21 protein-coding genes are annotated in these 26,219 nt (G+C 63.5%); 5 read left to right on the top strand and 16 right to left on the bottom strand.

Annotated elements, in window-relative coordinates:
* Nucleotides 1-26 precede the first annotated feature (26 nt).
* From PPN31114_RS02085 to PPN31114_RS02040, 10 genes are all read right to left on the bottom strand, one after another.
* Nucleotides 27-701: a response regulator gene (locus PPN31114_RS02085; RefSeq protein ID WP_150677837.1), complete on the bottom strand. Its 675-nt coding sequence runs from the start codon at nt 699-701 to the stop codon at nt 27-29.
* Between the two features lie 177 nt (nt 702-878).
* Complete coding sequence (locus PPN31114_RS02080) at nt 879-1,358, bottom strand: hypothetical protein (RefSeq protein ID WP_150677836.1); 480 nt, start codon at nt 1,356-1,358, stop codon at nt 879-881.
* A 564-nt stretch (nt 1,359-1,922) separates the two neighbouring features.
* The gene (locus PPN31114_RS02075; RefSeq protein WP_150677835.1) at nt 1,923-2,747 is read right to left on the bottom strand and encodes a sulfite exporter TauE/SafE family protein; all 825 of its coding nucleotides are present in this window, start codon (nt 2,745-2,747) and stop codon (nt 1,923-1,925) included.
* 178 nt (nt 2,748-2,925) lie between these two features.
* Nucleotides 2,926-3,702, bottom strand: coding sequence for a tetratricopeptide repeat protein (locus tag PPN31114_RS02070; protein WP_150677834.1), 777 nt, complete (start codon nt 3,700-3,702; stop codon nt 2,926-2,928).
* A 9-nt stretch (nt 3,703-3,711) separates the two neighbouring features.
* Nucleotides 3,712-5,937, bottom strand: coding sequence for a TonB-dependent receptor (locus PPN31114_RS02065; RefSeq protein ID WP_370865851.1), 2,226 nt, complete (start codon nt 5,935-5,937; stop codon nt 3,712-3,714).
* Between the two features lie 407 nt (nt 5,938-6,344).
* Nucleotides 6,345-7,601: a CaiB/BaiF CoA transferase family protein gene (locus PPN31114_RS02060; RefSeq protein ID WP_246182364.1), complete on the bottom strand. Its 1,257-nt coding sequence runs from the start codon at nt 7,599-7,601 to the stop codon at nt 6,345-6,347.
* 270 nt (nt 7,602-7,871) lie between these two features.
* Nucleotides 7,872-8,849 (bottom strand): magnesium/cobalt transporter CorA, encoded by a 978-nt coding sequence (gene corA, locus PPN31114_RS02055; protein WP_150677831.1) that lies wholly within the window; start codon nt 8,847-8,849, stop codon nt 7,872-7,874.
* Nucleotides 8,850-8,943: 94 nt separating this feature from the next.
* The gene (locus PPN31114_RS02050; RefSeq protein ID WP_150677830.1) at nt 8,944-11,631 is read right to left on the bottom strand and encodes a bifunctional acetate--CoA ligase family protein/GNAT family N-acetyltransferase; all 2,688 of its coding nucleotides are present in this window, start codon (nt 11,629-11,631) and stop codon (nt 8,944-8,946) included.
* Between the two features lie 137 nt (nt 11,632-11,768).
* Nucleotides 11,769-12,254 (bottom strand): DNA starvation/stationary phase protection protein Dps, encoded by a 486-nt coding sequence (dps, locus tag PPN31114_RS02045; protein ID WP_150677829.1) that lies wholly within the window; start codon nt 12,252-12,254, stop codon nt 11,769-11,771.
* 99 nt (nt 12,255-12,353) lie between these two features.
* Nucleotides 12,354-12,923 carry an HdeD family acid-resistance protein gene (locus tag PPN31114_RS02040; protein ID WP_150677828.1) on the bottom strand — a complete coding sequence of 190 codons (570 nt, stop codon included), beginning with the start codon at nt 12,921-12,923 and terminating at the stop codon, nt 12,354-12,356.
* A 518-nt stretch (nt 12,924-13,441) separates the two neighbouring features.
* On the opposite strand from PPN31114_RS02040, the gene PPN31114_RS02035 reads away from it, so the two are divergent.
* From PPN31114_RS02035 to PPN31114_RS02020, 4 genes are all read left to right on the top strand, one after another.
* The gene (locus tag PPN31114_RS02035) at nt 13,442-13,969 is read left to right on the top strand and encodes a Csu type fimbrial protein (protein WP_150677827.1); all 528 of its coding nucleotides are present in this window, start codon (nt 13,442-13,444) and stop codon (nt 13,967-13,969) included.
* Nucleotides 13,970-13,979: 10 nt separating this feature from the next.
* Nucleotides 13,980-14,741, top strand: a complete 762-nt coding sequence (locus PPN31114_RS02030) for a fimbrial biogenesis chaperone (protein WP_150677826.1) — start codon at nt 13,980-13,982, stop codon at nt 14,739-14,741.
* Between the two features lie 10 nt (nt 14,742-14,751).
* Nucleotides 14,752-17,262, top strand: coding sequence for a fimbria/pilus outer membrane usher protein (locus tag PPN31114_RS02025; RefSeq protein ID WP_174987580.1), 2,511 nt, complete (start codon nt 14,752-14,754; stop codon nt 17,260-17,262).
* Nucleotides 17,263-17,429: 167 nt separating this feature from the next.
* On the top strand, nt 17,430-18,344 hold the full coding sequence (locus PPN31114_RS02020) for a Csu type fimbrial protein (RefSeq protein ID WP_174987575.1): 915 nt from the start codon (nt 17,430-17,432) through the stop codon (nt 18,342-18,344).
* Between the two features lie 66 nt (nt 18,345-18,410).
* Here PPN31114_RS02020 and astA read toward each other — a convergent pair whose 3' ends face one another.
* The 6 genes from astA to ilvB form a co-directional block, all read right to left on the bottom strand.
* The gene (gene astA / locus PPN31114_RS02015; protein WP_174987830.1) at nt 18,411-19,463 is read right to left on the bottom strand and encodes an arginine N-succinyltransferase; all 1,053 of its coding nucleotides are present in this window, start codon (nt 19,461-19,463) and stop codon (nt 18,411-18,413) included.
* A 198-nt stretch (nt 19,464-19,661) separates the two neighbouring features.
* Nucleotides 19,662-20,903: an aspartate aminotransferase family protein gene (locus PPN31114_RS02010; protein ID WP_150677822.1), complete on the bottom strand. Its 1,242-nt coding sequence runs from the start codon at nt 20,901-20,903 to the stop codon at nt 19,662-19,664.
* A gap of 200 nt (nt 20,904-21,103) precedes the next feature.
* Nucleotides 21,104-21,826, bottom strand: coding sequence for an amino acid ABC transporter ATP-binding protein (locus tag PPN31114_RS02005; protein ID WP_150677821.1), 723 nt, complete (start codon nt 21,824-21,826; stop codon nt 21,104-21,106).
* Nucleotides 21,813-22,562: an amino acid ABC transporter permease gene (locus tag PPN31114_RS02000; RefSeq protein ID WP_150677820.1), complete on the bottom strand. Its 750-nt coding sequence runs from the start codon at nt 22,560-22,562 to the stop codon at nt 21,813-21,815. The genes PPN31114_RS02005 and PPN31114_RS02000 overlap by 14 nt, the downstream gene beginning before the upstream one ends.
* Nucleotides 22,563-22,712: 150 nt before the next feature.
* Nucleotides 22,713-23,492, bottom strand: coding sequence for a basic amino acid ABC transporter substrate-binding protein (locus PPN31114_RS01995; protein ID WP_217426906.1), 780 nt, complete (start codon nt 23,490-23,492; stop codon nt 22,713-22,715).
* A 163-nt stretch (nt 23,493-23,655) separates the two neighbouring features.
* Nucleotides 23,656-25,485, bottom strand: coding sequence for a biosynthetic-type acetolactate synthase large subunit (gene ilvB, locus PPN31114_RS01990; protein WP_150677819.1), 1,830 nt, complete (start codon nt 25,483-25,485; stop codon nt 23,656-23,658).
* Nucleotides 25,486-25,648: 163 nt separating this feature from the next.
* Between ilvB and PPN31114_RS01985 the strand changes: the two genes are divergently transcribed.
* Entirely contained in the window at nt 25,649-26,122 is a 474-nt protein-coding gene (locus PPN31114_RS01985; protein ID WP_150677818.1) for an Lrp/AsnC family transcriptional regulator, read from the top strand.
* Nucleotides 26,123-26,219: the final 97 nt, after the last annotated feature.

Here is a 26,219-nt window from a genome sequence, read left to right as displayed (position 1 = left end):
TGGCGAACGCTCGACGTCGCACGCGCTCAGGCAGCGGTAGGCGTGTCGACTTCGCCGTCGCGCGTGAGTTGCAGCGGGCTGGAGGCATGCAACTGGAACAGTTCCATGTCGTTGCGGCACCCCAGTTTGCACATGGCCATTCGCTTCTGGTTATTGATCGTCTTGGCGGAACGCTTAAGGGCTTCTGCAATTTCCGAGACGTTATTGCCGCTCAGATACATGCGCAGCACTTCCATTTCCTTCGGCGAGAGCGGTCGGCGGGTGGTCGGCTTGCGGCGCGATTGCTCTTCGAGAATCTGTTCGGCACGCCCGCCGAGATAGCGCATACCGCGGCGGCAGCGCTCCACACAAACGGTGATCTCGCGCAGATCGTCCGACTTCGTCATCACGCCGAGCACGCCGCAATCGTTGAGCGCATGGATGATGGCCGGCTGTTCGATCGACGTGAACACGATGATCTTGATATCGGGATACTTGCGGCGAACTCGCTTGATCATGCCCAGACCATCGCCAAACACGCCGCCGGGCATGCAGTAATCAGTGATCAGGACGTCGACGGAATTCGTCTCGAGGGCATCGAACAACTGCGTCGAGTTGGCCACCGGCGGCAGCACGTGGAAGCCGGGGTCCGGGGCGAGCATCTCGCGAAGTGTCGAAGAGACGATCGGGTGATCGTCGGCAATCAAAATCTTAACCATCATGAGCGCAATCCTTTTAAAAGAAGTCAGCCGTGGGCGCGCGCGATCGAACGCCGCGTGTCAACGCGTCATGGCTTCCCAAAAGAGGAATGTGTGACGAAGCGGCACACAAACAGATCACAGAAGCGTCACCGCGATACTGTTGACGGGGGTGAAGCGTGCCGGCAGACGCCGTCGCGCCTACCCGGCGGTTACCGCCGCAGGGGCTGAAGCTGGAGACGCGCCATCGACGGTCGTCCACGACGAACATGTCTTGTGTCCCGTCAGTCGCATCTCGCCATCGCCGATGACCGGCTTGACGCAATACCGGATGCGTACGCCCCGCAAACCCGCCGAGGGCATCATGTCTCGCGCTCGTCCGACAACGCGAATACGTGTCGGCCCGGCCGCGGCTTCCCACAGATGCACACTTTCGGTCTCGGGCCAGTCCGCCATCCAGCGATATGTCCCTCGGACAACGCGCCCCACTTGCGGCGTACCACTCATGCCGACCGCTGCGGCGACCGGCCGCATACGTGCCGTCACCTCGCGCGGTGCCGTCTCAGCGCGAGCCAGCGTGGCCCCGTCGAGCGCATCCGTATCGGCGTGAGTCTGATTGCCACCCGCCGGCTGATACTCGCTACAGCCGGTCAGGACCGCAACCAGTAACGTGCCAGTCAACCACGTCAGCCTGCGCCGAATCGGCGCAGAGAAATCGTGATGATTTGCGTGGCGATCTGTGTGGCGGTCTGAGCGACGACTTGCCGCGAAAACCAGACCGCGGCGTTGCGTCATTGCCATCGATTCACTCCCCCGTCGTGCCGTCATCAGGTTGCTCACCTTTTGCACCATCCGACGACCGGGAGAAATATAGGATAAGTCCACATTGTTCGGACGCATTAGCATTAGTTATAGGAAACATCCCAAGGCCAAATAGGCGGACAACCCCGCGACGTCCAAATTAAGCCCGCACTGTGCGTCGGAACCGATGCGGCAATGACGCACCCCACGTAGCGCAAGTGCTTACCGGACGCTGTGATTGACACACGTGCGCCACAAAGATTCACTTTGCCGCACTACACGAGACAGAATCGCCATAGGCGTGCGCCGATGAGGCGTCGCTTCGCGCCAACAAAAATTCACTCGAAAAGCGTTGCGATTTTCGAGATATGTATAAGCAATGAGATGCCAACGGGCGTGCACGACCCAGCTAGCGGCGTTGGTCGGCCAGATTGACTAAGCGAATTAGCCGCCGAACGCCTTGAAGAACATGCCGACAGCGACGAGCGCCATCAGCACCGAGAAGAGTTGTTGCAGCCGTGCGGCGGCAAGGCGTGGGGCGAGCATGCGGCCGATCACCATCCCGACCACAGCCCCGGCAACGAAGAGCCACCCTTGCGTGCCCGGGTGCATCCCGTGCCACCAGGCGTTCGCGACCGTACCGGCGGAGATCAACGCGATGACGAACAGCGACGTCGCGACGATGCCGTGGACGGTGATATCGGAAAACCGGCGCAATGCGGGGACGATGACGAAACCGCCGCCCACGCCGAGCAAGCCCGAAGCGAAGCCCGAGACAGCCCCGATCGCACCGAGTGTGCTGGCCACACGCCGCGTCCAGTGAAGTCGCCCCGTGGCCGGATCGAGACGGCACGGCGGCTGAATCACGGCACTGCCCGCTACGCCTCCCTTACCGCGCGAGGCCCGATACATCCGCGTCGCGACGATCAGCATGGCGAACGCAAACAGACCGACTAGCCAGTGTTCCGGGAGCCGGTGAGCCACCCAAGTCCCTAGCGGTGCGACACAAACGCCAATACCGGCCATGAGCAGCGCCGCCCGGTATCTCACCAGACCGGCGCGCAACCCTTGCGCACTGCCGACCGCGGCACTAGCCCCGACGGCCAGCAAGGCGACGGGCCCGGCCTGCGGCACCCCCCATCCGAGCCCGAAAACCAGGGCAGGCACCGCGAAAATGCCGCCGCCAGCCCCAGTCAGTCCGAGAACGAGCCCCACGGCGGCGCCCAGAACGGCGGCCGTTGGCGACGAACTTAGTGTGGCGAGCAGCATGGGGTAGGGTTTCCGGCGTCACGTGACTTGGATCCAATCCAAATCACTATTGGTCATATGCTTATGACCAATGATTATATAGAACTGACGACGGAGCGGAAAGTCCGGCGACGTGGAGCGGCCACAGTAAGCAACTCCACTAAGCAACGGCACTAAGCGGCTGCACTCAACAACCGGACTAAGCAGAGGAAGACATCCGAGGCACTGCCCCGGTCGATTGCGCCATGGAAACCCATTGCGCCGCGAGCGCGCGAACGCGCATATCAGGCGCTTCGCTGAGAAATTCAGCGGCCTTGGCAAGAAATGCCGGTGTGGCCGTATTCGGCACGCGGACCAGCCAAGCGAGTGCCTGATCGCAAGCGCCCTGCCCGATCAGCAGCCGGGCGACGTTGAACTGACCGCGAAAATCGCCGCCTTCAGCGGCTTTGCGATACCAATCGAAAGCGCACGCGACATCGCGCGAGACTTCCCATCCGTCCTCGTAAAACCCGCCGAGCAGATTCTGCGATTTCGCGTGTCCGAGGCTGGCCGCCTTCTCCAGCCACGCAAGCGCCGCAGGTCTGTCTTGCGGACCGCCACGCCCCAGCGTGAGCAGCGTGGCGAGGTTGTACATGCCCCAAGGCTCATCGCGCCGCGCCGATTGGCGATACCAGTACAGCGCAACTTCATCGCTGGCAGGCCCCCCCCAACCGTTCTCGTAGCAACGCCCGGCCATGTTCGCGGCCATGCCGTGCCCGCCGTGCGCCGCGCGTTTGAAGAGATCGAGCGCCGCCTCGGCATCGCGTGCCACGCCACGTCCATCGAGCAGCCACTGCGCATAGACCACTTGCGCTTCGACGTGCCCCGCCTGCGAAGCCGCGGCCAGCCATACGGCCGCCGTTTCCGGCGGTCCCGCTAGGATGTCGCGAACCTGCGCAGGCGTGAGTGACGCAATCTGCGCCGGATCAATTCGCATCGTCAACCATCAATACCGTGCGGTGAGCGAGACAATCGCGCTGCGACCCGGTGCCATCGACGCGTAGTGCGCCGGATAGGCCTGATCGAAGTAACGGCGATTGAACAGGTTCTGCACGTTGAGCTGCGCCGACAGATGCTTATTGACGCGCCACGACGCCATCGCATCGAAGCGCCAGTACGACGGAATCTCACGCAAGTTAGCCGGATCGCCGAACACGCTCGACGTGTAGAACGCGCCACCGCCAACGGTCACCGACGGGATGATGTCGTAGGTCGTCCACAGGCTGAAGCTGTTGCGCGGCGTGTTCGGGAACTGGTTGCCGTTGTTCGACTTGGCGGTCCCGCTACCGTTATCCGTGAGTTCGCTCTTCATGTACGTGTAGCCGCCGAAGACCTGCCACTTGTCGGTCAGCTTGCCCGCGAAGCCCAATTCCAGGCCCTTCACGTTCTTGCCGCCTACCATGGCGTAGGTGTTGTCGGCCATCGTCACACGGGCATTGCTCGTCTCGATGTAGAACAGCGCCGCCGTCAGCAGCAGACGCTCGCCCAGCACGTTCCACTTCGTACCGATTTCATACGAGCGGTTCTTCTCCGGTGCGAGATCCGCAGCGTTAGGACCGACACCGCCGCGACCCGGCGTGAGACCTTGCGTCTCGCTGCCTTCACCCAACAACGCGCCGGCCGGGGTCGACGACGTCGCATACGACGCGTAGATGCTGCCGTTGGGCAACGGCTTGTACACCACGCCCGCCTGCCAGTTGAACAGCGTGTCGTCACGCGACACCGACTTGCCGCCGTTGGCGCGCGTATCGGTGAAGTCCGTCGAATAGCGGTCCACGCGAGCACCGAGGTTGATCTGCCATTCCTTCGAGATATCGATCGTGTCGAAACCGTAGATGGCCGCCGTCAACGTGCGCTGGAATGCCGGATCGTCGTTCAGGCGAATGCTGCCGGTCCACGGGTCGTACGGGTTCGGGTTATAGAGGCTCGTGCAGTTGTAGCCCGACGCCGCGCCCACGCCGCGCAGGCACGAGTTACCGGTACCCGAGCCGCTACCGGCCGCCACCGTATAAGCATCTTTACGGCTCGATTCACGCGAGAACTCCGCGCCGACGTTAAAGCTGTGCTTGAACTGCCCGGTGTGACCTTCGCCGAACAATTCGGTCTGGTTGGCAATGCTCCACACGTTGCTGTCACGCGTATTCGCGCGCCGCCAGACCTTGCCGTTGGCCACGTTGCCTTGACTGTCGTCCGGCTGCGTCCAGATATAGCTCTGCGACGACTTCGTGTAGCGCGTCATGTTGCGCACCGTCAGCGTCGGCGTAATGTCGTGCTCGATCTTGATCGTGCCGATGTCCGACGACGTGCGGCGGAAGTCGCGATCGTCCAGCCCGTAGAAGTTGTTCGGATCGACCGAAGCCGGCCCCGTGCGGCGTCCCGGCGCGTAGTTGTACGGAATGCCCGAATCCGGCAGACCGTCCGATTGCATGTGATAGAAGCTTGCGACCACGCGCGTCGGCGTTCCCAGCCCGAACGCCACCGACGGCGCGATACCCCAGCGCGAGTCGTAAATCGCATCGCGACCGGCCACACCAGCGTCGTGCCCCATCAAGTTCATGCGGAATGCGGCGTGATCGCCGATCTGCCAGTTGCCGTCCGCCGTCAGTCGCTTGTACTTGGCGTTGCCCAGGCCCACCGTGCCTTCGGCAAAGGTGCCGAGCTTGGCTTCCTTGCTGACGATATTGACGCTGCCACCCGCCCCGCCACGGCCGCCGTAGGCACCGCTGGCGCCCTTCACGACTTCCACCGCTTCGGTGTTGAACATTTCGTGCGTGGTGGCGCCCACATCGCGCATGCCGTCGACGAACAAGCTGCCTTGCGTGTCGTAGCCGCGCAGGAACGGACGGTCGCCGAGCGGGTTACCGCCCTCGCCCGCGCCGAACGTGATGCCGGGAACCGTACGCAGCGCTTCCGTGAGGGTGCTCGAACCGGTGCTTTGCAGCAGCGGCTCGGGAATGACCGTGACCGAGCGCGGCGTGTCGACGATAGGTGCCGTGAATTTTTGCGACGACGAGTAATCCGCCTTGAAGCTGTCGCGATCGCCCGTGACATTGGCGGTCGGGAGTTGCACGTCGGCCGACGTGCTCTTGGCGTCGGCGTCTGCGGCCATGGCGCCTTGCGCGCTCAAAATTCCCACCAATGCTGCGCTCAACTGCGAGCGACGCAGCGTCATCGGTCCCACTTGCATCTTGGATTCCCCCCTGGAGATCGCCGGTTTGTCTGCGATCCGTCCCCAGTCTTACTCTGTCGTTGTTCTGTACTTGCCTGGTGTTTCAAGGCGCGTGACATTGCGTCATCCCGCCACATCCACTGCCCATCGTCAGCTACAGCCATCGAATCAGTGCAATACCGACCTCGGATCGTATTTCGTAAATGCGAATTATTACTATTTCTAACACCAGTTGCAAATGATTTGTAATATTTCGCGCAGCAAAACCGACAACTGTGGCGTCAGCGACGAATGCGGCGGGAGGGGCTAGACCGAAGGGAAAAGAGGCGCTATGGGCCGCAAAGGCCAGGGGAAAACCGAGGGGGAGAAGAAGATAACGAGCGCCTCATCGAGGCGCCCGTGCTGCCACATCAGCGCTTCTGAGGCGGCAAAGTCTGCACAACGTCACTCTGTGACACCGACTCGGCACTCGCGGCCGCAGACATCGCCACAGACACAGCATCGAGCTCGGCCAGAATGTCGCCCGTATGTTCGCCGGGTGCGGGCGGTTCGCGGTGCGTCACCGGCCCGTGACCATTCAACCGTACCGGCGAGACGATCGTATGCGTGGTTTCGCCACTGGGCAGCACCATCGGCCTGACCCAGCCCATATGCGCCACCTGCGGGTCGGCCAGCACCCGCGAATAGGTACTGATGGCCGTGCACGGCACGCCCACTGCGCTCAGACGGGCAAGCCAGACTGCCCGGTCGTCGTGCATGAAAACGGCCTCCAGCACATCGCGCAAGACGGCCTGATGCCGGGCACGCTCGCGGGCGTTGGCAAAACGCGAATCGTCGAGCAGATCGACGCGGTGCACGAGCGCGCAAATCGCCCGCCAATGCGCTTGACCGTCCAGATCCATGCCGAAATACCCGTCTTTTGCGCGGAACGTCGGCCAAGGTGCCGCCGGGCCGCCAAAGCGTGCGTCATCGCTCGATGGCGCGCCAGCGCTGCCAACGGCACCGCTTGCGCCATTCGCACTCTCCTCGCCTGCGCGCAACGCGGCGATGGCCAGAGTGGCCCCCAGCATCGGCACATCGATGTGAACCCCGCGACCGTGCTGCTGCGCGGCGACCAACGCCGCCGATACGGAAAACGCCGCATACAACCCGGCCGCCAAATCGGCCACGGGCAAATCGCGCGGCGGTTCGAGCCGTCCCGGCGTGGTCCCGAGCATGCCGCGTAACGCATCGATGGCAGGCACGCCGGGATGCCCGGCCGAGCGCGGGCCATCCTGACCGAATGCGGAGATAGAGACGTAGACCAGATGCGGCTGAACGACCGACAAGGCGTCGTAGCCGAGCCCCGCGCGCACGAGCGTGCCCGCTGGCAAGCACTCGATGACGACTTGCGCGCCGCGCACCAGCGTGTGCGCTAGGCTGCGGCCTTCAAGGGTGCCGAGATCGAGCGCAACAGACCGTTTATTGCGACGCAAACCCGCGTGCGCAGTCGCACCGAGCGGGCCGTGGCTACCGACGCTGCCGTGACTATCGTTGGAAAGTTCGTCGACCGGATCGTCGACCATGATGACGTCTGCGCCCATGTCGGCCAGCAACATGCCGCAATAAGCCCCCGCCGCGCCCCGACAGAACTCGATGACGCGGATCCCCGTAAGTGGTGCGTTCAATATCTGACCCCTATTTGCCTGGTGTTTGTTGTAGTTCTCAACCTTGGCAACCGTCTGACGCGGCGTTGACGCATTCTAGTGCAATTACTCCACGCCGGTCACTGCGGAAAAAAGGAGGGGTAACCGCCCCGTTGCCACCGGGCAACAGCACCGTGTGCGCAGGGCGGCAGCGACATCCGGATGACACGAAAGACTGCGCAAAAACAGGGGTTTGACGTGCCCTTTCGTGTGCCCGAACGCCCTGCCCGATACCCTACGCACCCCTACACATCACAGCCAACCTGCCTTGCGGAATTTGAGGAACAGGAACAGATCGATGAGGATCATCACGCCCACGCAAACCGGATACCCGTACTGAAATTTCAGCTCGGGAATATCGGCGAAGTTCATGCCGTAAATGCCCGCGATCATCGTGGGCACGGCGAAGAGCGCTGCGAACGAGCCGAGCCGCTTGGTCGTTTCGTTCTCTGCGAGCGAGATCATGCCGAGATTGACCGAGAGCGCGGTCGTCACCATTTCACGCAGCATGTCGATGTTCTTCGTAATGCGCTGCAAATGGTCGAACACGTCGCGGAAGTATTCCTGCATACCGCCGCACAGCTTCGGGGCCATCGCGCCGAAGAGTTTGCTCACCGCCTCCATCAGCGGCACGCAAGCGTGTTGCAGCGTGATGAGACGACGCTTGAGTTGGTACAGATCTTCGATGATCTCGCGCCCCTTGGCCGGTTCATTGCGCACGAAAATCTGCGCCTCGATGGCTTCGAGTTGCGCTTCGAGATCGTCGAACACGGGGAAGTAGCTGTCGACGACAGCGTCCATCAACGCGTACAGCACGAAGATCGACCCTTGCTTGAGCAAGTGCGGCTCTTTCTCGGCCCGCGCGCGCACCGCGCCCAAGCCTTGCGTCGCATTCGAGCGCACCGAGAGCACGTAGTTGTGCCCTGCGAAGATGGCGACTTCACCGATCGAGAAATCGCCGTCTTCGTCCTTGTTGAGCACGTGAAGCACGGCAAAGAGCGAGTCGCCGTACTGTTCGATCTTCGGGCGCTGGTGGCCGTGCTGGGCGTCTTCGACGGCAAGATCGTGCAGGCCGAACTCGTGCTGCATTTGCGCGAGTTCTCCCGGACCGGGGTCTTTGAGCGCCACCCAGACGAAGCAATGCGGACGTTCGAGATAGTCCGAAATTTCGTCCGGATGCAGATCGGCAATCTTGCGGCCATCCTCATAGGCCACGCAGTTCACTAGCATTCGTATCCTTGGTCGAGGCGGCTGCCCTGCCCGGTGCGCGGGCGCCAGGCACTGCGCTCGCGCCGCCCTCGACCGGCAGCGCGAACCGTGACACCTACGCCTGCGCCGTCTGTTGCAGCGGCAGCCGGATATGAAGAATGCCCGCTTCCATCTCTTTGTCTTCCTTGAAGCCGAGATGACGGGCGAGTGTCAGCATACGCGTATTTGCCGTGAGTACATAGCCGATGAGTTCCCCGGTGCCGCGCTTGCGGCTGTAGTCGATGATGTGCTCCATCAACGCCCGCCCCAGCCCCCTGCCCTGCGCGGCGGGGCTGACCGTGACGGCGAACTCGGCGACGGTATTGTCCGGATCGGCCAACGCTTGCACCACGCCTAGCAACCGCGTATTGCCTTCCTCGTCTTTTTCCGTGGCGACGAACGTCATCGAGCGGTCGTAGTCGATCTGCGTGACGCGCGCCATTTGCGAGTGCGACAACTCCTTGATCAGCCCGAAGAAGCGGAATTGCACATCCTGCGGCGTGAGCGTGTGGAAGAACTGGTTGTACGCGGGCTCGTCCTCCGGGCGGATGGGCCGCACGCGCACCGGCTTGCCGCCTGCGTCCACCGTGCTCTCGAGTTCCTGCGGATACGGGCGAATGGCCAAGCGGGCATGTCCGGGCGCCTTCGGCGCGCGCGCCACGATACGGGCGTCGAGCGCGAGCACGCCGTGCGAATCGGCAAACAATGGATTGATATCCAACTCGGTGATTTCAGGCACATCGCACACCAGTTGCGAGAGCTTCACCAGCGTGAGATAGATCGCCTCATGATCGGCAGCCGGGCGATTGCGATAACCCGCGATCAGCTTCGACACACGCGCACGCGCCACCATGTCGCGCGCCAGATTCAAATTCAGTGGCGGCAGACCGATCGTGCGATCGGCAATCACTTCCACCGCCGTGCCGCCCTGCCCGAACAGCAGCACCGGGCCGAACACGCTATCGGTGGCCACACCGACGATCAACTCGAAGGCCTCGGCGCCATTCGCCATGCGCTGCACGGAATAGCCCGTCACGCGCGCGTCGGGTTTCGCCGCCAGTGCACGCTTGCGAATTTGGCGCGCCGCTTCCAACGCCTGTTCGGCGGTTTCAATATTGAGCACCACCCCGCCCACGTCCGACTTGTGCGTGATGTCCGGCGAGATCAATTTCACGGCCACCGGGAAGCCGAGCCCCTGCGCCAGTTCGGCGGCATGCTCGGGCGTGTCGGCCACCACCGTCTCGACGACGGGGATGCCATACGCGGCCAGCACGCCCTTGGCTTCCGGTTCGGAGAGCAACTCGCGCCCTTCGCGCATCGCATCGCCGACGATGGCGCGCACCCGCGCCACATCGGGCGCGAAGCCGGGCGGAATCGACGGCGGCGTTTCCATCAGCAGCGACTGATTGCGGCGGTAGTTCACCGCTTCGAGGAAGGCGCGCGCGGCGTTCTCCGGCGTGTCGTAGGTCGGCAGCCCCGCCTCGCGACAGATGCGACGCGCCCGCTCCGCCGTCTCGCCGCCGAGCCAGCATGTGAATACGTTCTTCGGCGGCTTGGGCAACGCCGCCAATGCGCCCGCCACATCCACGCTGGGCATGACGGCTGTCGGCGCTTGAATAAACAACACCGCCGCCGTCTCCGGGTCTTCGCACAACGCGGCGAGCGTCGCTGTGTAACGTTCGAGGTCAGCATCGCCGCCGATATCCACCGGGTTCACGCGGCCCAACGTTTTGGGCAGTGCCGCGTCGAGCGCCGCTTGTGTCTTGTCGGACAAATGCGCCAGCTTGCCGCCATCGAGCACCAACGCATCGGTCGCCATCACCCCAGCCCCGCCGCCATTGGTCATGATCGAGAGCTTGTCGCCGTAGAACGGTCGCAGTCGCGCCAGCGTCTCGACGGCAGCAAACAACTCGTCGGTCGTATTCACTCGCAACATGCCCGCGCGGCGAATGGCCGCGTCGTAGACATCGTCCGAACCGGCCAGCGCCCCCGTGTGAGATGCCGCAGCCTGCGCGCCCTCCGGCACCCGCCCCGATTTGATGACGACCACAGGCTTGTTACGCGAGGCTGCACGCGCCGCCGACATGAACTTGCGCGCGTCGCGAATCGATTCCATGTACATCAAGATCGCATCGGTGCCGGGGTCGCTCGCGAGGTAATCGAGCATGTCGCCGAAATCCACGTCGGCGCTATCGCCCATCGAGACGAAATGCGAGAAGCCAATTTCTCGCGCGTCGGCCCAGTCGAGCACAGCGGTGGTGAGCGCCCCCGATTGCGAGACGAACGCGAGTTTCCCCGCCCGTGCCCCCATATGCGCGAAGCTCGCATTGAGCCCAATGCCCGGACTCAGCAGCCCAATGCAGTTCGGCCCGAGAATGCGCAGCACATGCGGCTTGGCGTTCTTGAGCATGCGCTCTTGCAACGTAACGCCGTGACGATCACGCTCGCGCGCAAGCCCCGATGTGAGCACCACCACGGCCCGCGTTCCCCGCTCGCCGAGATCGCGAATGAGATCCGGCACGGTCGCAGGCGGCGTGCAAATCACCGCGAGGTCCGGGGCCTGCGGCAAGTCGCCAACGTCGCGATAGCACTTGAGCCCCGCGAGGGTCGAATACTTCGGATTCACCGGATAGATCGCGCCCTCGAAGCCCCCATCGATGACGTTTTGCAGCACGGTCGTGCCCACACGACGCTCGCGGTTGGACGCCCCAATGACGGCGACCGACTTCGGCTGGAACATTTGGCTCAGATTGCGGGTGGTCATAACGGCTCCGAGGGGAACGAGCTAGCGAGGTGCGTGAGAGATGGACGACAAATGCGCGCACCGAGACAACGCCGGTGCGCGCATTAGCAATGGATCGGATGAATCGGCCGCTGGTAGCGGGCAACGGCCGCGTGGATTTACTCGCCGCGCAGGTGCGCTTCCACCTTCCACAGATGGTCGTCGACGCCGCGCGAAATTTCGGTGAAAACGTCCGACGTGGTGGCGTCACCGATCTCGGCCGAGGAGTCGATCAAGCCGCGAATGATCTCGCCGTAAGCGGCCAGAGCTTCGGCCAGCGCGGCCGCGTGATCGAGCCCGCGCTTGAACTCGTTCTTGTACTCCGGCAACTCGGTTTTTTTAGCCACCGTCTGCACGCGGCCGTCGGCGACACCGCCCAGCGCCACGAGACGCTCGGCGCATAGATCTGCCCACTCGATCGCGGCGTTATAAACATCGTCGAACAACAAGTGCAGTTCGATGAAGCCCGGGCCGTGCACGTTCCAATGCGCCTGCTTCGCCTGACGCTGCACGTCGATGCCGTTGATCAACCCCCGATTGAGTAGATTGACCGATTCGATCCGAATCTTTTCACCTAGGGTGTTACGCGTATGGTTCAGAGCCATTTCACACTCCTGCTGACGTCTGGCAGCGCAGCGGCTGCCGGGGGAGGAATCCGCCGGCACCCGGTGACCGAAGCCCCCGGTGCGGACGAAGGGAAAGACTTAATGCGCGCCGTGCGACACGGCTGGCGAGCCGTCATGCGCCACACCGCGCAGTTTGAAGCCTGCCATCACGAGCAATACGCCCCAGACGATGGCCCATGCGCCGATGGCCCAGATGAGCGCAAGCGCACCGGCGCCCGGCTGCCACATGATGAACACGGCAAACAGAATGCTGAATACACCGGAAAGAATGATCCACAGCTCGCCTTTGATCTCGCGGCGCAACGCGATACCGGCCGCGATTTGCAGCACACCGGTGACGAAACTCCAGGCAACGATATAGATAAGCAACGCGACGGCGGTCAACGCCGGGTTGAGATAAGTCAGGACACCGATGAGGATGCCGACGACGCCCTGCAACAGTGGCAGCCACCATTCAGCGTGTTCCTTGCGTGCACTCCAGGCACCTGCGAGCGAGAAGACCCCGTCGACAAAGGAGAACGCACCGAAGCACAGCACCAGCACGGCAATCGTCACGCCGGGCAGCGCGAAGGCCGCGATGCCGAAGACCACGGCGAGCACACCGCGTAAAACGAGCAACCACCAGTATTTCGACAGAAGTCTGAGCATGGCATCCCTCTCGTGAAATATCCGCGGGCAATGGGGGCTTGAGAACCCGGCCCCTTAACACGTATCGCAGGCGCTGTGTCGCGCGGGTAGCGCCGACGACGCCCGATACGCGTCAAGAAGTCATTCTAGAGACGGCGACGTAACGAGGGCAAGTGAAATATGCGCGAATGCTTGTGCCGCATGCCCTCGCTTTGATCGCCGTCACTTTGCCCTGCGACACGGCGTCGCACGGCCCTCGGGACACAAACCATCCGTCAACGCCCACCGTCGCGCGTGCGCACTGCGTCGTCCCCTGACGTGCGCGTTGCGCGTATCCGGCAGAGACGGCAAGTGCGGCATTTCGTCGCTCAACTGGGAACATTCCGAAAGCCCGTGCACGCCGCGCATTTCATGCAAATGCCTTCTTAAACTACGTAGACAGCGTCCGTAAAACGAGTGCCATTCACGCTGACTGCGTAGTGCCAAAAGCGCGCTTCGTATCGCCCCACTTTCCAGTAGGACTCCAAAGGAGAACGACGATGAAGAAATCGCTGCTATGCCTTGCCCTGACCGGGGCTGTCGGCTTGCTCGCGCTGGGCGGTACCGCGCAAGGCGCTACCTATTCCAACGGCTCAGCCACGGCAACAATGCTGGTGTCGCTGACGATTCTGCCCGGCTGCACGATTGCCGCCACGCCGATGACGTTCACGCCCGTGCAGGGCTCCGCCACCGGCCCTATCCCCAGCACATCCACCCTCTCGGTCATCTGCACCTCGTCGACGGGCTACAACATCGGTCTCAACGCTGGCACAACGGCCAGTTCGACCGAAACGAACCGCCTGTTGGCGGGCACGCTCACCGGCAACACCACGACCATTCCGTTCGGGCTTTACCAAGACTCGGGACACGCGACGCCGTGGGGCAACACGCAAGGCACCAATACGCTCGGCGACTCAGGCAGCGGCGTGGTCAAGACCTACACCGTCTATGGACAAGCCTCGCTGTCGTCCACGATGCCCGCGCCGGACGTCTACACGTCGAGCGTGACGGCAACTGTCTATTTCTGAGGCCAATGCGATGACTACCCTCACGAGACCCGACGCTTGCCGACACGCCGTTCGCGCGGCGGGCGGCGCGTTCGTCGCTTTGCTGACGTTGTGCGTGACCGATGGGAACGGCGCGAGCCTTCAGGTCTCGCCGGTGATCGTCAACCTTGCAACGACGCAGCCTGCCACGACCCTCACACTCGGCAACACCGGCGAATTGCCGATCCACGGGCAATTGCGTGTGTACGCGTGGACCCAGCAAGACGGCGAGAACGTGCTGACCCCGACCGACGCGATGATCGCCAGCCCGCCGATTCTGCGTATCGAGCCGGGAGAGCAGCAAATCGTGCGACTCGTGCGCCTGACACCCGAGCCCGCGCAAGGCGAGCAGAGCTACCGGCTGCTCGTCGACGAATTGCCTGCGGTGGCCGAAGCGCCCAGCGAGGGCGTGACTATTCGATTGCGCTACTCGCTGCCCGTTTTCGTGCAGGCGAGCGATGCGCATACGCCGTCGTTGCGCTTCGACATGCAGATGCCGCAAGGCGAGCTCGCCGTGCACAACGACGGCGATCGGCATGCTCAGTTGGGGGCCACGCGTGTGGTCGACGCTACGGGCCGCAGCGTCGAGCTCACGCGCGGGCTGCTCGGTTACGTACTCGCCGGGCAAACGCGGCGCTTCGCCGTGAGCTGGCCAGCCGGTGCCCCGCCGATTGCCCCGTTCACCGTGGAATCGCGCATCGATACCGTGCCGACGCGGTTTGCTGCCAGCCCCACGGCGGATGGCGAGCGCTAGGCGTGGCCGTGTGTACCTCGCCCCCGCTGCTGCGGCGAGCGTCATTGTGTCGACGATGACAGTGGGCGCAGCCGCGTCGGCGGCTTTGGCAACGTCGGCAACGTTACCTGTGGCGATGCCCGAGGCTGGGGCGTCTGTCGCATCAAGGACATCGCTGGCATCGTCGGCATCGACTCGGGCGGCACCCGACGGACATTACGTGCTCGATGTGTCGATCAACGGCGAGCCGACCGGACGCCTTGCGCCGTTCGTACGACGCAACAACCACTGGTGGATCCGCGCAAGCGACCTACGCGAGCTGGGCCTTACCGCGAGCACCCTGCCAGGTAATGACAACCGCGATGACAACGACGAAGACACGCTCTACGACGCCCGCGAGATCGATCTCGACACGCTAGACGGCGTGCACGCCACGTATCACGCCACCCGCCAGCACATCGATTTGCGCGTGAGCGACGCCTGGCTCACGCCTTACCGCGTGGGTGGCATCGGTGGCATTAGCGATGAACTCCCCGGGCCCATCGATGCGACGGCCGACCCCGGCCTGATCGTCAACTACGACGGCTACTTACAGCGCGATTACCAGACACGCGCGTCGGTGTGGAGTGAAGTGCGCGGCTTCTGGTCCGGCGCCACGCTCTCGCAGACGGGCCTCGTCGAGCACTCGCCTTGGCGACGCGGTTACCTTCGTTACGACACCGCGTGGCAGCGCAACGACCCCGCCACGCTGACCAGTTGGACCACAGGCGACTTGATCACCGGCTCGCTTGCATGGACCCGCTCCGTGCGAATCGCCGGGCTGCAATGGCGGCGCAACTTCAGCTTGCGGCCCGATCTGGTCACCTTCCCGGTCCCTGCCCTGCGCGGCAGCGCCGTCGTGCCGTCGTCCGTCGATCTTTATCTCGACGGCGTCAAGCGCTTCGGCAGCCGCGTGCCGCCGGGGCCGTTCGTCATTCAGGAAGCCCCCGGTCTCACGGGCGATATGCAGGCGAGTCTGGTGACGCGCGATGCGCTCGGGCGCGAGCAAATCACGACCGTGCCGCTCTACATCGATCCGCGGCTGCTGGCGAAGGGACTGTCGAGCTTTTCTCTGGAGGCGGGCTTGCCGCGCGACGACTACGGCGTGCGCTCGTTTTCCTATCGGCATCATCCGGTAGCGTCGGTGGCGGCACGGTACGGCGTAACCGATACGCTCACCGTGGAGGCCCAGGCGCAGACGGGAAAGCGTCTCGCCATGGCGGGTGCCGGGGCGCTGATGGCACTGCGCCGTGCCGGTGTCGTCAGTGCTGCCATGGCCGCGTCGGGAGGGCGTCGCACTGGCGCGCAGTGGAGCGTGGGCTATCAGTACATTTCGCGGCACGTGAGCGTCGACTCGCAGATCATCCGCACGGCAGGCCGCTACCGCGATCTCGCATCGCTCGACGGCGCGCCTGCGCCAACCGCCAGCGAGCGCGTCAGCGTATCCGTGCCCTGGGGAAAAGGCGGCACCGCATCGCTGGCGTACTTCGGGCAACGCACGCCGCGCCAGCGGGCCACGCGCGTGCTGTCCGCCAGCCTGAACGTGCCAGCCAGTTCGCGCGGCATGTTGTCTATCGGCGGTTTTCGCGACCTTGCGCGACGCGGTTCGCATGGCGTGTTTGCGATGTTGAGCCTGCTGCTGGGCAATGGCGTGCTGGGCAGCGCGTCAGTCACGCAACAGGACGGGCAAACGCAAGCGTGGGCATCGGCTGGCCGCACGCCCGATTACGGCGGCGGATGGGGCTGGCAGGTGCTCGGCGGCCACGCGTTCTCGCAGCGCACGGCACAAGGGGAACTACGCTACCTCGGCCGCCATGGCGAAGTGTCGGCGCTGGCGCAGCAGGTGGGCCAACAACGCGGGGCAGCCGTCGGCATGACCGGTGCGCTCGTCGTCATGGACAAGAGCCTTCACGCGACACGGCGCACTTACGACGCGTTCGCGCTTGTCAGTACGGACGGTCAGGCCGATGTGCCGGTGCTGCGGGAGTCGGTGCCGATCGGACAGACCGACGCGCGCGGCTACTTTCTCGTGCCTGATTTGAACGGTTTCGAGCGTGCCCGTATCGGCATCGATCCGATGCGCCTACCGGCCGATTTGGAAGTGGTGACGACCGAGCACCGTATCGCGCCGCAATCGGGCGCGGGGGTCCTCGTGCGTTTCCCCGTGCGGCGCTATCGCGCGGCGTTGATCACGCTGGTGAGCGCGATGGGCCAGCCGCTGCGGCCGGGCGCCTCGGTGCGGCACTTGCAAAGCGGCTTCGTCACCGTCGTGGGTTACGACGGCGAAGCGTTCATCGACACACTCGCGCCGCGCAACACACTCGAATCGCACGATGGCGCGCAACGTTGCCGCGCGACGTTCGACTGGCAAGCGCCGCCCGATGGCGAAATCGCGCGCATCGGGCCGGTCGTGTGCATTGCGTTCGGTACGCTGGCAGAGGAGCCTAAGCCGACGCGCGGGCGCACACCGCTTGCTTCACAGAGCCAAGGAGACGGGTCATGACGTTGCCCACGTTAGCGATGCACGCGCGATCCGAGCTATCCGAGCTATCCGAGCTATCCGAGCTATCCGAGCTATCCGAGCGGTCTGAGCGTTCTGAGCGCTCAGAACGATCCGAGCCGTCCGCACGCTGCGGTCGACGTCGCGTATGGCTGGCGGTATGTCTGAGCGTGTTCAGCCCGCTGGCGGCAGCGCAGACCTGCTCGATCGGCACGCCCACGCTCGCGTTCTCTGCGTTCAGCCCGATCTCTGGCGCTGCCCTTTCGGCCACCGGCACGATCCCGGTGTCGTGCACGTTTCCGCTGCTCGGCGGCAATCCGAACGTCAAACTCTGCCTCGCCCTCAATGCCAGCCAGCCGCTCACGCTGGTCAATGCAGGCAATGCCATCAACTTCGGGCTGTTCATCGACCCGGCGTATTCGACCGCGTGGGGCAACAGCACGGCCAACGTCATCGCTGTGACCATGGCGCGCAACCTGCTCGGCGGCACGGTCACGCAGAACGTCAACATCTACGCACGCATTGCAGCCGCCCAAAACACTGTGCCCACGTCGTCGAACGGCAACACGGTCTACACGCACGCGTTTGCCGCGACCGACGCGACGCTGCAATACGCGTCGTATGCCGCCCTCTCGCCCGCCCCCGCGTGCGGCAGCGCGATGACGGCGGCCGCTGGCACGCCATTCAACGCGAATGTCACCGTCATCAACAACTGCACGATTGCCGCCATGAACATCACCTTCGCGACCCAGTCGACGCTCGGCAAGCCCGTCACGGGCAATAGCATGCTCACCGTGCAATGCACGAAAAACGATGCGTTTCGCATCAGCTTGTCGGGAGGACTGGTGGGCACGGTGACAGCGCGCGCGATGACCGGGCTCACCGCGTCGCGCGTGAGTTATCAACTCTATCTGGACAGCGGCTACAGCGCGGTTTGGGGGGATGGCACGGCGGGCACGTCGCAACTCACGGGTATCGGCACGGGCTTCGTGCAGGCAGTGCCCATCTACGCGCAAGTCCCCGCGCAGGCGACACCCGCGCCGGGGGTCTACACCGATACGGTCACGGCGACGATTCAGTTCTGAATTCTGAAGATTGCGGCGACACCATCCGGCAAACGCGTGTAAGCGGCGGCACGGCCCGCTGGCCTTTCACATGACATCCGCGCGTGGCGGCTTGAGCGGCAGCACCTGCACCCGATCGCCCTGCTTGACGCCAAGCGCTTTGGCGGCCACGGGGCTGAGCGTGAACGCACGCCGTTCCGGGCGTCCCGTCACTAGCGTGGCGCGAAAGCCCGAGAGCCCCAGACACGCCACCAGATACGGTTCCGCATTCGCGATGGGCGGCGCAGTGGCGTCGTCCGCGGCCACGTTCACGCTCAGATACCGGCTGTCGCGTGCAGCACGCAGGTCGGCGACTCGGGCTTCGAGTACCGGGCCGCTGTCGAAAATGTCCACGTGCGCGCCCGAGCGCAACCCCTCCTGCTCCAGCAAACGTCGTGCAGGCAAGGTGTCGCGATGCGTCACGCCGATGGCCGCCTGGGCTTGGGGCGAGAGGAAGTCGACGTAAATCGGATACTTCGGCATCAACTCGGCGACGAAAGACTTCTTGCCGATCGACGTCAGATAGTCGGCCTGATCGAAATCGATCTTGAAGAAGTGCTGTCCGAGCGACTGCCAGAACGGACTCTGCCCGTTGTCATCGAAGAACCCGCGCAGTTCGGCACACACGTGCGGACCGAATCGTTCGGGGAACTGCGCCATGAAGAGAAAGCGCGCTTTCGAGAGCAACGCGCCGTTGCCGTGCCCACGCCACGCCGGATCGAGCAGCAGCGAACACAACTCGCTATAGCCGGTCAGGTCGTTCGAGAGCGACAACGTGAGCATGCGCGACCACACGTTAAGTTCGCGGCTCGCATGGACGATCGTGTCTTTGCGATACGTATAGAACGGCTGCTCCAGCCCTACCGCCGCCTCGATGCCGCAGACCCCGGCAATCGTGCCGGTGGCCGCGTCTTCCATCACGAAGAGATAGCCCTGCTCGGCCGTTGGTGCCCGGTCGTCGAGCGTGGCGGTAATGCGCTCGAGCCGCGCTTCGAGCGCCGCCTGATCGGGCTTGAACGACGTCATGCCCGGCCCGGCAAGCGCAGCCAGCTTGAGCAGTGCGGGGAGATCCTCACGGCGCGCCAGACGCACAATACGCAACGATGGCAACGATGCAGCCTCAGACATGTCGTTCATGGAGAACTCCGTGGACCGACTCAGCTTGGCGTTAGCTGGAATAAGGGCCGGAGCGACATTCCCGTGGCTACCCACGGGTGTCGGTCCAGCCCGAAGTCATACCGGTCGACGGTGCGCACATATGCGGACATATGCGGACACTGTCGACCTTCCTACGCGTACTTACGCTGCCTTGGCCGTTGCTGCCAATGCCGCCACCGCCTTCTCCAGCGAAGCGAGGCCAGCGTCGATGTCGGCAAACGGAATGTTCAGCGACGGCGCGAAGCGCACCACATCGCCGCCAGCGATCAACAGCATCAGGCCGTTTTTCTCGGCTTCGGCCACGATTTCCTTGGCACGGCCCGAGAAGGCAGGCTTGAGCACCGCGCCAATCAGCAGGCCCAGACCGCGCACATGCTCGAACACACCGTGACGCGCATTGATCGCTTCGATGCCCTTGATGAAATGATCGTGACGCGCCTTCACGCCGTTCAGCGTTTCTGCCGTGTTGATCAGTTCCAGCACGCGCCCGGCGATGGCCGTAGCGAGCGGGTTACCGCCGTACGTGCAGCCGTGCGTGCCCGGCGAGAAGCTTGCCGCGATCTTGCTGGTGGTCAGAATGCCGCCGATCGGATAACCGTTGCCGAGCGCCTTGGCGGTCGTCAGGATGTCCGGCGTCACGCCATATTGTTCGTAAGCGTAGAGCGTGCCCGTGCGGCCAACGCCGGTCTGCACTTCGTCGAAAATCAGCAGCGCGCCGTGCTTGTCGCACAGTTCGCGCAGGCCCTTGAGGAAGGCCGGATCGGCCGGCAGCACACCGCCCTCACCTTGCACCGGCTCGACGATGACGGCGGCCGTCGCGTCGGAGATGGTCGCCTCGAACGTCTTCAGATCGTTGTACGGCAGGTGCATGATGCCAGCGGGGAGCGGTCCGAAACCTTCGGTGTACTTCGCCTGACCGCCCACGCTCACGGTGAACAGCGAGCGGCCGTGGAACGAGTTGAAGAACGAGATGATCTCGCTCTTATCCTTGCCGCCGCGCTCGGCAGCGTGGTCGAACGCGTAGCGGCGCGCCAGCTTGAGTGCGGCTTCGTTGGCTTCGAGGCCCGAATTGCAGAAGAACGCCTTGTCGGCGAACGTCGCCTCGGTCAGCGCCTTGGCCAGACGCAGCACCGGCTCGTTGGTGTAGCCGTTGCCGATGTGCCAGACCTTGCGTGCCTGCTCTTCGATGACTTTCACCAGCTCGGGGTTGGCGTGGCCCAGTGCATTGACTGCGATACCGCCGGTGAAATCGACATATTCACGACCTTGCTGGTCCCACATGCGCGAGCCTTCGCCGCGTACGGGCACCATCTGGGCAGGGGCGTAATTGGGCACCATTACGTCGTCGAACGTCTGGCGGGTCACAGCGATTGGCTGGCTCATGACTACCTCGTGAAATCTGGGTGCAATCTGCGATTGCGGAGCAGTCCCGGACAACGGTCACTGCCCTATGAAAAGACCTGGCTGGGGGCTCAGGGCGCCGGCGTCGCGCCGGTGCCGGGTGGCACTCGACGCGCGTACCCTCGCATTGTAATCAGATGCGGCGCGCGGATACACCGTCGCGCGCATCACAATCACGAGAATTACAAGACTTTGCGCAAGAATTCGCGCGTGCGCTCGTGCTTCGGGGCCGAGAAGATCTGCTCGGGGTGACCTTCTTCCATGATCACGCCCTGATCGATGAAGAGCACGCGGTCGGAAACCTCCCGCGCAAACGCCATCTCGTGCGTAACCACCACCATCGTCATGCCTTCTTCGGCGAGCGACTTCATCACTTCCAGCACTTCGCCCACGAGTTCCGGGTCGAGTGCCGAGGTCGGTTCGTCGAAGAGCATCACGGTGGGCTGCATCGCCAGCGCGCGGGCGATCGCCACGCGCTGTTGCTGACCGCCGGAGAGCTGGTTCGGGAAGGCGTCGATCTTCTCGATCAGCCCGACCTTGCGCAGCAACTGCTCGGCGACGACCACGGCCTGATCGCGCTTCAGGTTGTTGACCTGCATCGGCGCGAGAATCAGGTTCTCGAGCACCGACATGTGCGGGAACAGGTTGAAGCGCTGGAACACCATGCCCACGCTCGCGCGCATGGCATTCATGTTGGTCTTCGGGTCTTCGACGTGAAAGCCGTTGACGAGCACTTCGCCGCCGCTCACGTCTTCCAGTCCATTCAGACAGCGCAGGAACGTGCTCTTGCCCGAGCCCGACGGCCCGATCACGCACACCACTTCGCTTTCTTCGATTCGGCAGGTAATGCCGCGCAGCACGTGCGTCTCGCCGTACTGCTTTTGCAGGTTGTTAACGACGATCACCTTGCCCGTACCTCGTTTCCAGATGTTGAACAAATGCCGACAGCACCAGCGTAATCACCCAGTAGATGAGTGAAATCGTCAGGTACGGCTCCCAATACCGAGCATAGGCGCCCGACACGGTCCGTGCGGCATACGCCAGTTCCGCGAGACCAATGGCCGACGCGAGCGACGAATCCTTCACGATGGCAATGGCGTTGTTGCCCAGCGGCGGCAGCATGCGGCGAAACGCTTGCGGCAGCACCACTTTGCGCAGCGTCTGCATGTAAGTCATGCCCAGCGAGCGAGCCGCTTCGGCTTGACCGCGATCGATCGACTGAATACCCGCGCGGAAGATTTCCGAGACGTAGGCACCGGCGTTGAGCGAGATCGCCAGCACGGCGGACATGAACGCGCCGTATTGCGAGCGAATTTCACGTGCCAGATCGCCGCTGATAAGCAGACCGCCCGACGGGTTGATCAACATCGGCATGAGCGCGAAGTGGATCAGCAGAATCTGCACGAACAACGGCGTGCCGCGGAAGAAACTGACGTAGAAGCGCACCGGCAATTGCACGGCATAGCGCAGGAAGTACTTATAGAAACCATGACGCGCCTCGGCCAGACGGCCGACGCCGAGCACAAGCCCGAGTAACGTGCCGGCGATCACACAGATCACCGTGCACTTGAGCGTCATCAGCGTGCCTTCGACAAACAAAGGCATGTACTCGCTGATGATGTTCCACTGGAACCCACCCATGAAGCACCTTTATACAAAATGAAACGAACCGGCTTGCCGGCAGAAAAACGCTCGCGGCCCGGGGGTTGATGTCGAGGGTTCGACGATCAGCTCACGGGCCGCGAGAGGCCAGATGTCTGGCGCGCGTGGCGCGAATCTTACACGCGTTACTTATTGTTGCGGCAGCGTCGGCACGTCCGCGTCGAACCACTGCTTATAGATCTTGGCGTAGGTGCCGTCGGCCACGATCTTCTTCAGACCCGTGTTGATCTTGTCGAGCGCGACCTTGTTGCCCTTCTTGACGGCAATACCGAAGTACTGGCGCTTGAACTTGCTGTCGTAGACGAGCTTGAACGGCTTTTCCGGGTGGCTCTTGATATAGAACTTGATCACGCCCACGTCGCCCACGGCGGCGTCGACGCCACCGCGATACAGCTCTTCGAGCATGAGCGGCGTGTTGTCGAAGCGGCGAATCGAGGTGCTGGCGCGTCCCAGTTCTTCCGAGACGGCGATGTCGCCAGTGCTCGAATTGACCACGCCCACTTGCAGCTTCTTCAGATCGGCCAGATTGGCGACCTTCGAGCCCGGCGACGTGATGATGACCTGATCGGCCGGGAAGTACGGGGCCGAGAAGTCGACCATTTCACGACGCTTGTCGGTGATGGTGATGCCGGAAATGATGATGTCGCGATCGCCCTGGTCGAGCGTGGCGAAGATGCCTTCCCACGGGGTGCTGACCAGCTTCACATTGAACCCGCCAGCCTTGCCGATCGCCTTGATGACGTCGATATCGAAGCCGACCAGCTCTTTTTGCGGCGTTTCGAACTCGAACGGACGATAGGTACCGCCGGCACCCACGGTGTACGTGGGATCGGCGGCCTGAACTGCCGGCACCGCGGCGAAGGTCGTCAGAAAACAGGCGGCGGCCAGCACGAGGCGCTTCGTCAACATGTTGATTTCCTTGGCGAGAATTCGTAAAAGTTCGCAATGATACTCCTCGGCGCCCTCGAAACGAAAAAAACCCGCCGTAGCGGGTTTTCTCGTTGCGCTCTCGCGACGTGGCAAGCGCATGGCAGTCAATTCCCACCCCACGGGAATGCCTACCAGCCGTGACTCAGAAGGCCCCTGCCGCGATCGGACCCGCGCTCTGGCCCGGCCCGAACACGACGTCGCGGTACGACTTTCCGGCTGGGATCATCGGGTAGACGTCGTCCTCACGGGCGACCAGCACGTCGAGCAGATACGGCTCGCTCGGATCGGCCAGCATCCGGGCCAGCGCCGCCGGCAGTTCCTCGGCACGCGTGACGCGGGCCCCCGCCACGCCGTAGCCCGCGGCAATCGTCACGAAATCGGGGTACGGGCGGCCGTCGTCGGCGCCTTGCGGCGCATTCGGGTCGGCGAGCGACGACGCGACGCGGTTGCGCGAATAGATCATGTCCTGCCACTGACGCACCATGCCGAGCCACTGGTTGTTGATCACCAGCACCTTCACACCCAGCCCGTAGCGGCGGCAGGTGGAAAGCTCGTTGACGGACATATTCAGACTGCCATCGCCGTCGATATCGATCACGGGGACATCGGGCAAGGCCACCTTCGCGCCAATGGCGGCAGGCAGGCCGAAGCCCATGGTGCCGAACCCGGCGCTGGACAGGAACGTGCGCGGCTCGCGCAGGCGCAGATGCTGCATCGCCCACATCTGATGCTGGCCCACGCCGGTCGTCACCACGGCTTCGGGCGGAAGCAACGCCGCCAAGGCTGCGATCACGTCCACGCCGGTGAGCACGCCTGCGTCGCTGTCTTCTGCGGATACGGCGGCAACCGGCGCACGCAGCGGATGCGCGGCGCGGTGATTTTGCAGATAGGCGTGCCAATCCGGCACGTCGCGCCGGGTGGCATGCGCCAGCAAGCCACTGAAGGCATCGCGCAAGTCGGCATGCACGCCGAGCGTCACCGGCTTGTTCTTGCCGATTTCCGCCGCGTCCACGTCGATATGGACGATCTTCGCGTGCCGCGCAAACGATGCCGGATCGCCGATCACCCGGTCGTCGAAACGCACGCCCAGCGCCAGCACCAGATCCGCTTCGTTCACGGCCACGTTCGCGGCATATGCCCCGTGCATGCCCAGCGGGCCGAGCAGCAGCGGATGGTCGTCGGGCATGGCGCCCAGCCCCATCATCGTGAGCGCTACCGGGCAGTTGAGGGCTTCGGCCAACGTTTTGAGGCGGTCGCTGGTCCCCGAGGCGATCACCCCGCCACCGGCGTAGATGACCGGGCGCTCGCTCTTGGCGAGCAAGGCCGCGATGCGCTGGGCCGTCTCATCGCTCATCCCCGCCGGGACGGGCGCAGTGAAGCGCTTGTCGGTCGGCTGGTCGGGACGCGCCTGTTGAATGTCCTTCGGGAAGTCCACCAGCACAGGGCCGGGGCGGCCCGCCAACGCGCAGGTGGCGGCTTCACGCAGCGCCGCCGGGATGTCACGGGCTTCGCGCACTTGGCGGGCGAGCTTGGTCACCGGCTTGGTGATGGCGACGATATCCACTTCCTGAAAGGCGTTTTTACCGAGCCAATGGGTGGCGACGTTGCCAGTGATGGCAAGGATCGGCACGGAGTCGCTGGCGGCGTCGGCAATGCCGGTCACGAGATTGGTGGCGCCCGGCCCCGAGGTGGCCAGACAGACGCCGAGCTTGCCCGTGGCACGGGCATAACCCTGAGCGCCGAAGACCGAGCCTTGCTCGTGTTCGGTGCGCACCAACGTGATCGACACGCGCGAGAGCGCATCGAGCATCTCGAGATTGGCACCGCCCGGGTAGCAGAACACCGTATCGACGCCAATCTCTACCAGCGTGCGCGCAATCAGGTCCGCGCCTTTGGCGGACAACGGGGCGACGGGCTGGGCGACAGCGCCGGTGGCAGTTTCGGCGGCAGGCAGAGACAGATCGAGTTTCATGGGCGGGTGGTTTTCCGGCAGTTTCAGACGAACGGTTGCAATAGCGGCAACAAACTAGCCTCAAGCTTAAAGCGAGGCGCGGGTAATTGCTTCGCGTAACATTGACAGAATCGCATCAATTTCACATGATTCATTCTTAAATTCAAATTACGAGGAATCGATCATGCAACTAGATGCATTCGACGAGAAAATTCTCGCAATCCTGCAAAAGGATGCCTCGCTGTCGGCGGCGCAGATCGGTGAGCAGATCGGCCTGTCGCAGTCGCAGTGCTGGCGGCGCATCGACCGGCTCGACGCCGAGGGCATCATCGAGCGGCGTGTCGCCCTGGTCGATCGCAAGAAAGTCGGCCTGAACGTGATGCTGTTCGCCCACGTGAAGCTGGCCGGTCACAACCGAAACGCCCTCCCCGAGTTTTCGAAGGCCATTCAGGACTTTCCCGAGGTACTCGAATGTCACGTGCTCATGGGCAACGTCGACTTTCTGTTGCGCATCGTCACGCGCGACGTCGAGGCCTACGAGCGCTTTTTCTTCGAACGGCTGTCGCAGCTGCCGATGGTGCAGGAGGTGAACTCGATGATCGCCCTCTCGCAGATCAAATCGACGACCGTGTTGCCGATCGGATCGCAAGGCGCTTGAGCCACTTGAGCCACTTGAGCCTGAGCGCCAAATGCCCCATTCGTGTCACGAACCCGACAGTAGACTGTCACCCGCGTCACATCCGTTGGACAGTGCC

Source organism: Pandoraea pneumonica (assembly GCF_902459645.1).
Classification (GTDB): domain Bacteria; phylum Pseudomonadota; class Gammaproteobacteria; order Burkholderiales; family Burkholderiaceae; genus Pandoraea; species Pandoraea pneumonica.
Note: the sequence above shows the minus strand (reverse complement) of the source record. Positions and strands in the feature narration are given on the sequence as shown.

Bases quoted from the DNA above. Each gene is read 5' to 3' on its own strand.
- PPN31114_RS02065 (WP_370865851.1), bottom strand. From the start codon at position 5,937: ATGACGCTGCGTCGCTCGCAGTTGAGCGCAGCATTGGTGGGAATTTTG.
- PPN31114_RS02075 (WP_150677835.1), bottom strand. From the start codon at position 2,747: ATGCTGCTCGCCACACTAAGTTCGTCGCCAACGGCCGCCGTTCTGGGC.
- PPN31114_RS01985 (WP_150677818.1), top strand. From the start codon at position 25,649: ATGCAACTAGATGCATTCGACGAGAAAATTCTCGCAATCCTGCAAAAG.
- ilvB (WP_150677819.1), bottom strand. From the start codon at position 25,485: ATGAAACTCGATCTGTCTCTGCCTGCCGCCGAAACTGCCACCGGCGCT.
- PPN31114_RS02040 (WP_150677828.1), bottom strand. From the start codon at position 12,923: ATGCTCAGACTTCTGTCGAAATACTGGTGGTTGCTCGTTTTACGCGGT.
- PPN31114_RS02050 (WP_150677830.1), bottom strand. From the start codon at position 11,631: ATGACCACCCGCAATCTGAGCCAAATGTTCCAGCCGAAGTCGGTCGCC.
- dps (WP_150677829.1), bottom strand. From the start codon at position 12,254: ATGGCTCTGAACCATACGCGTAACACCCTAGGTGAAAAGATTCGGATC.
- PPN31114_RS02010 (WP_150677822.1), bottom strand. From the start codon at position 20,903: ATGAGCCAGCCAATCGCTGTGACCCGCCAGACGTTCGACGACGTAATG.
- PPN31114_RS02085 (WP_150677837.1), bottom strand. From the start codon at position 701: ATGATGGTTAAGATTTTGATTGCCGACGATCACCCGATCGTCTCTTCG.
- PPN31114_RS02000 (WP_150677820.1), bottom strand. From the start codon at position 22,562: ATGGGTGGGTTCCAGTGGAACATCATCAGCGAGTACATGCCTTTGTTT.
- PPN31114_RS02035 (WP_150677827.1), top strand. From the start codon at position 13,442: ATGAAGAAATCGCTGCTATGCCTTGCCCTGACCGGGGCTGTCGGCTTG.
- corA (WP_150677831.1), bottom strand. From the start codon at position 8,849: ATGCTAGTGAACTGCGTGGCCTATGAGGATGGCCGCAAGATTGCCGAT.
- PPN31114_RS01995 (WP_217426906.1), bottom strand. From the start codon at position 23,492: ATGTTGACGAAGCGCCTCGTGCTGGCCGCCGCCTGTTTTCTGACGACC.
- PPN31114_RS02030 (WP_150677826.1), top strand. From the start codon at position 13,980: ATGACTACCCTCACGAGACCCGACGCTTGCCGACACGCCGTTCGCGCG.
- PPN31114_RS02070 (WP_150677834.1), bottom strand. From the start codon at position 3,702: ATGCGAATTGATCCGGCGCAGATTGCGTCACTCACGCCTGCGCAGGTT.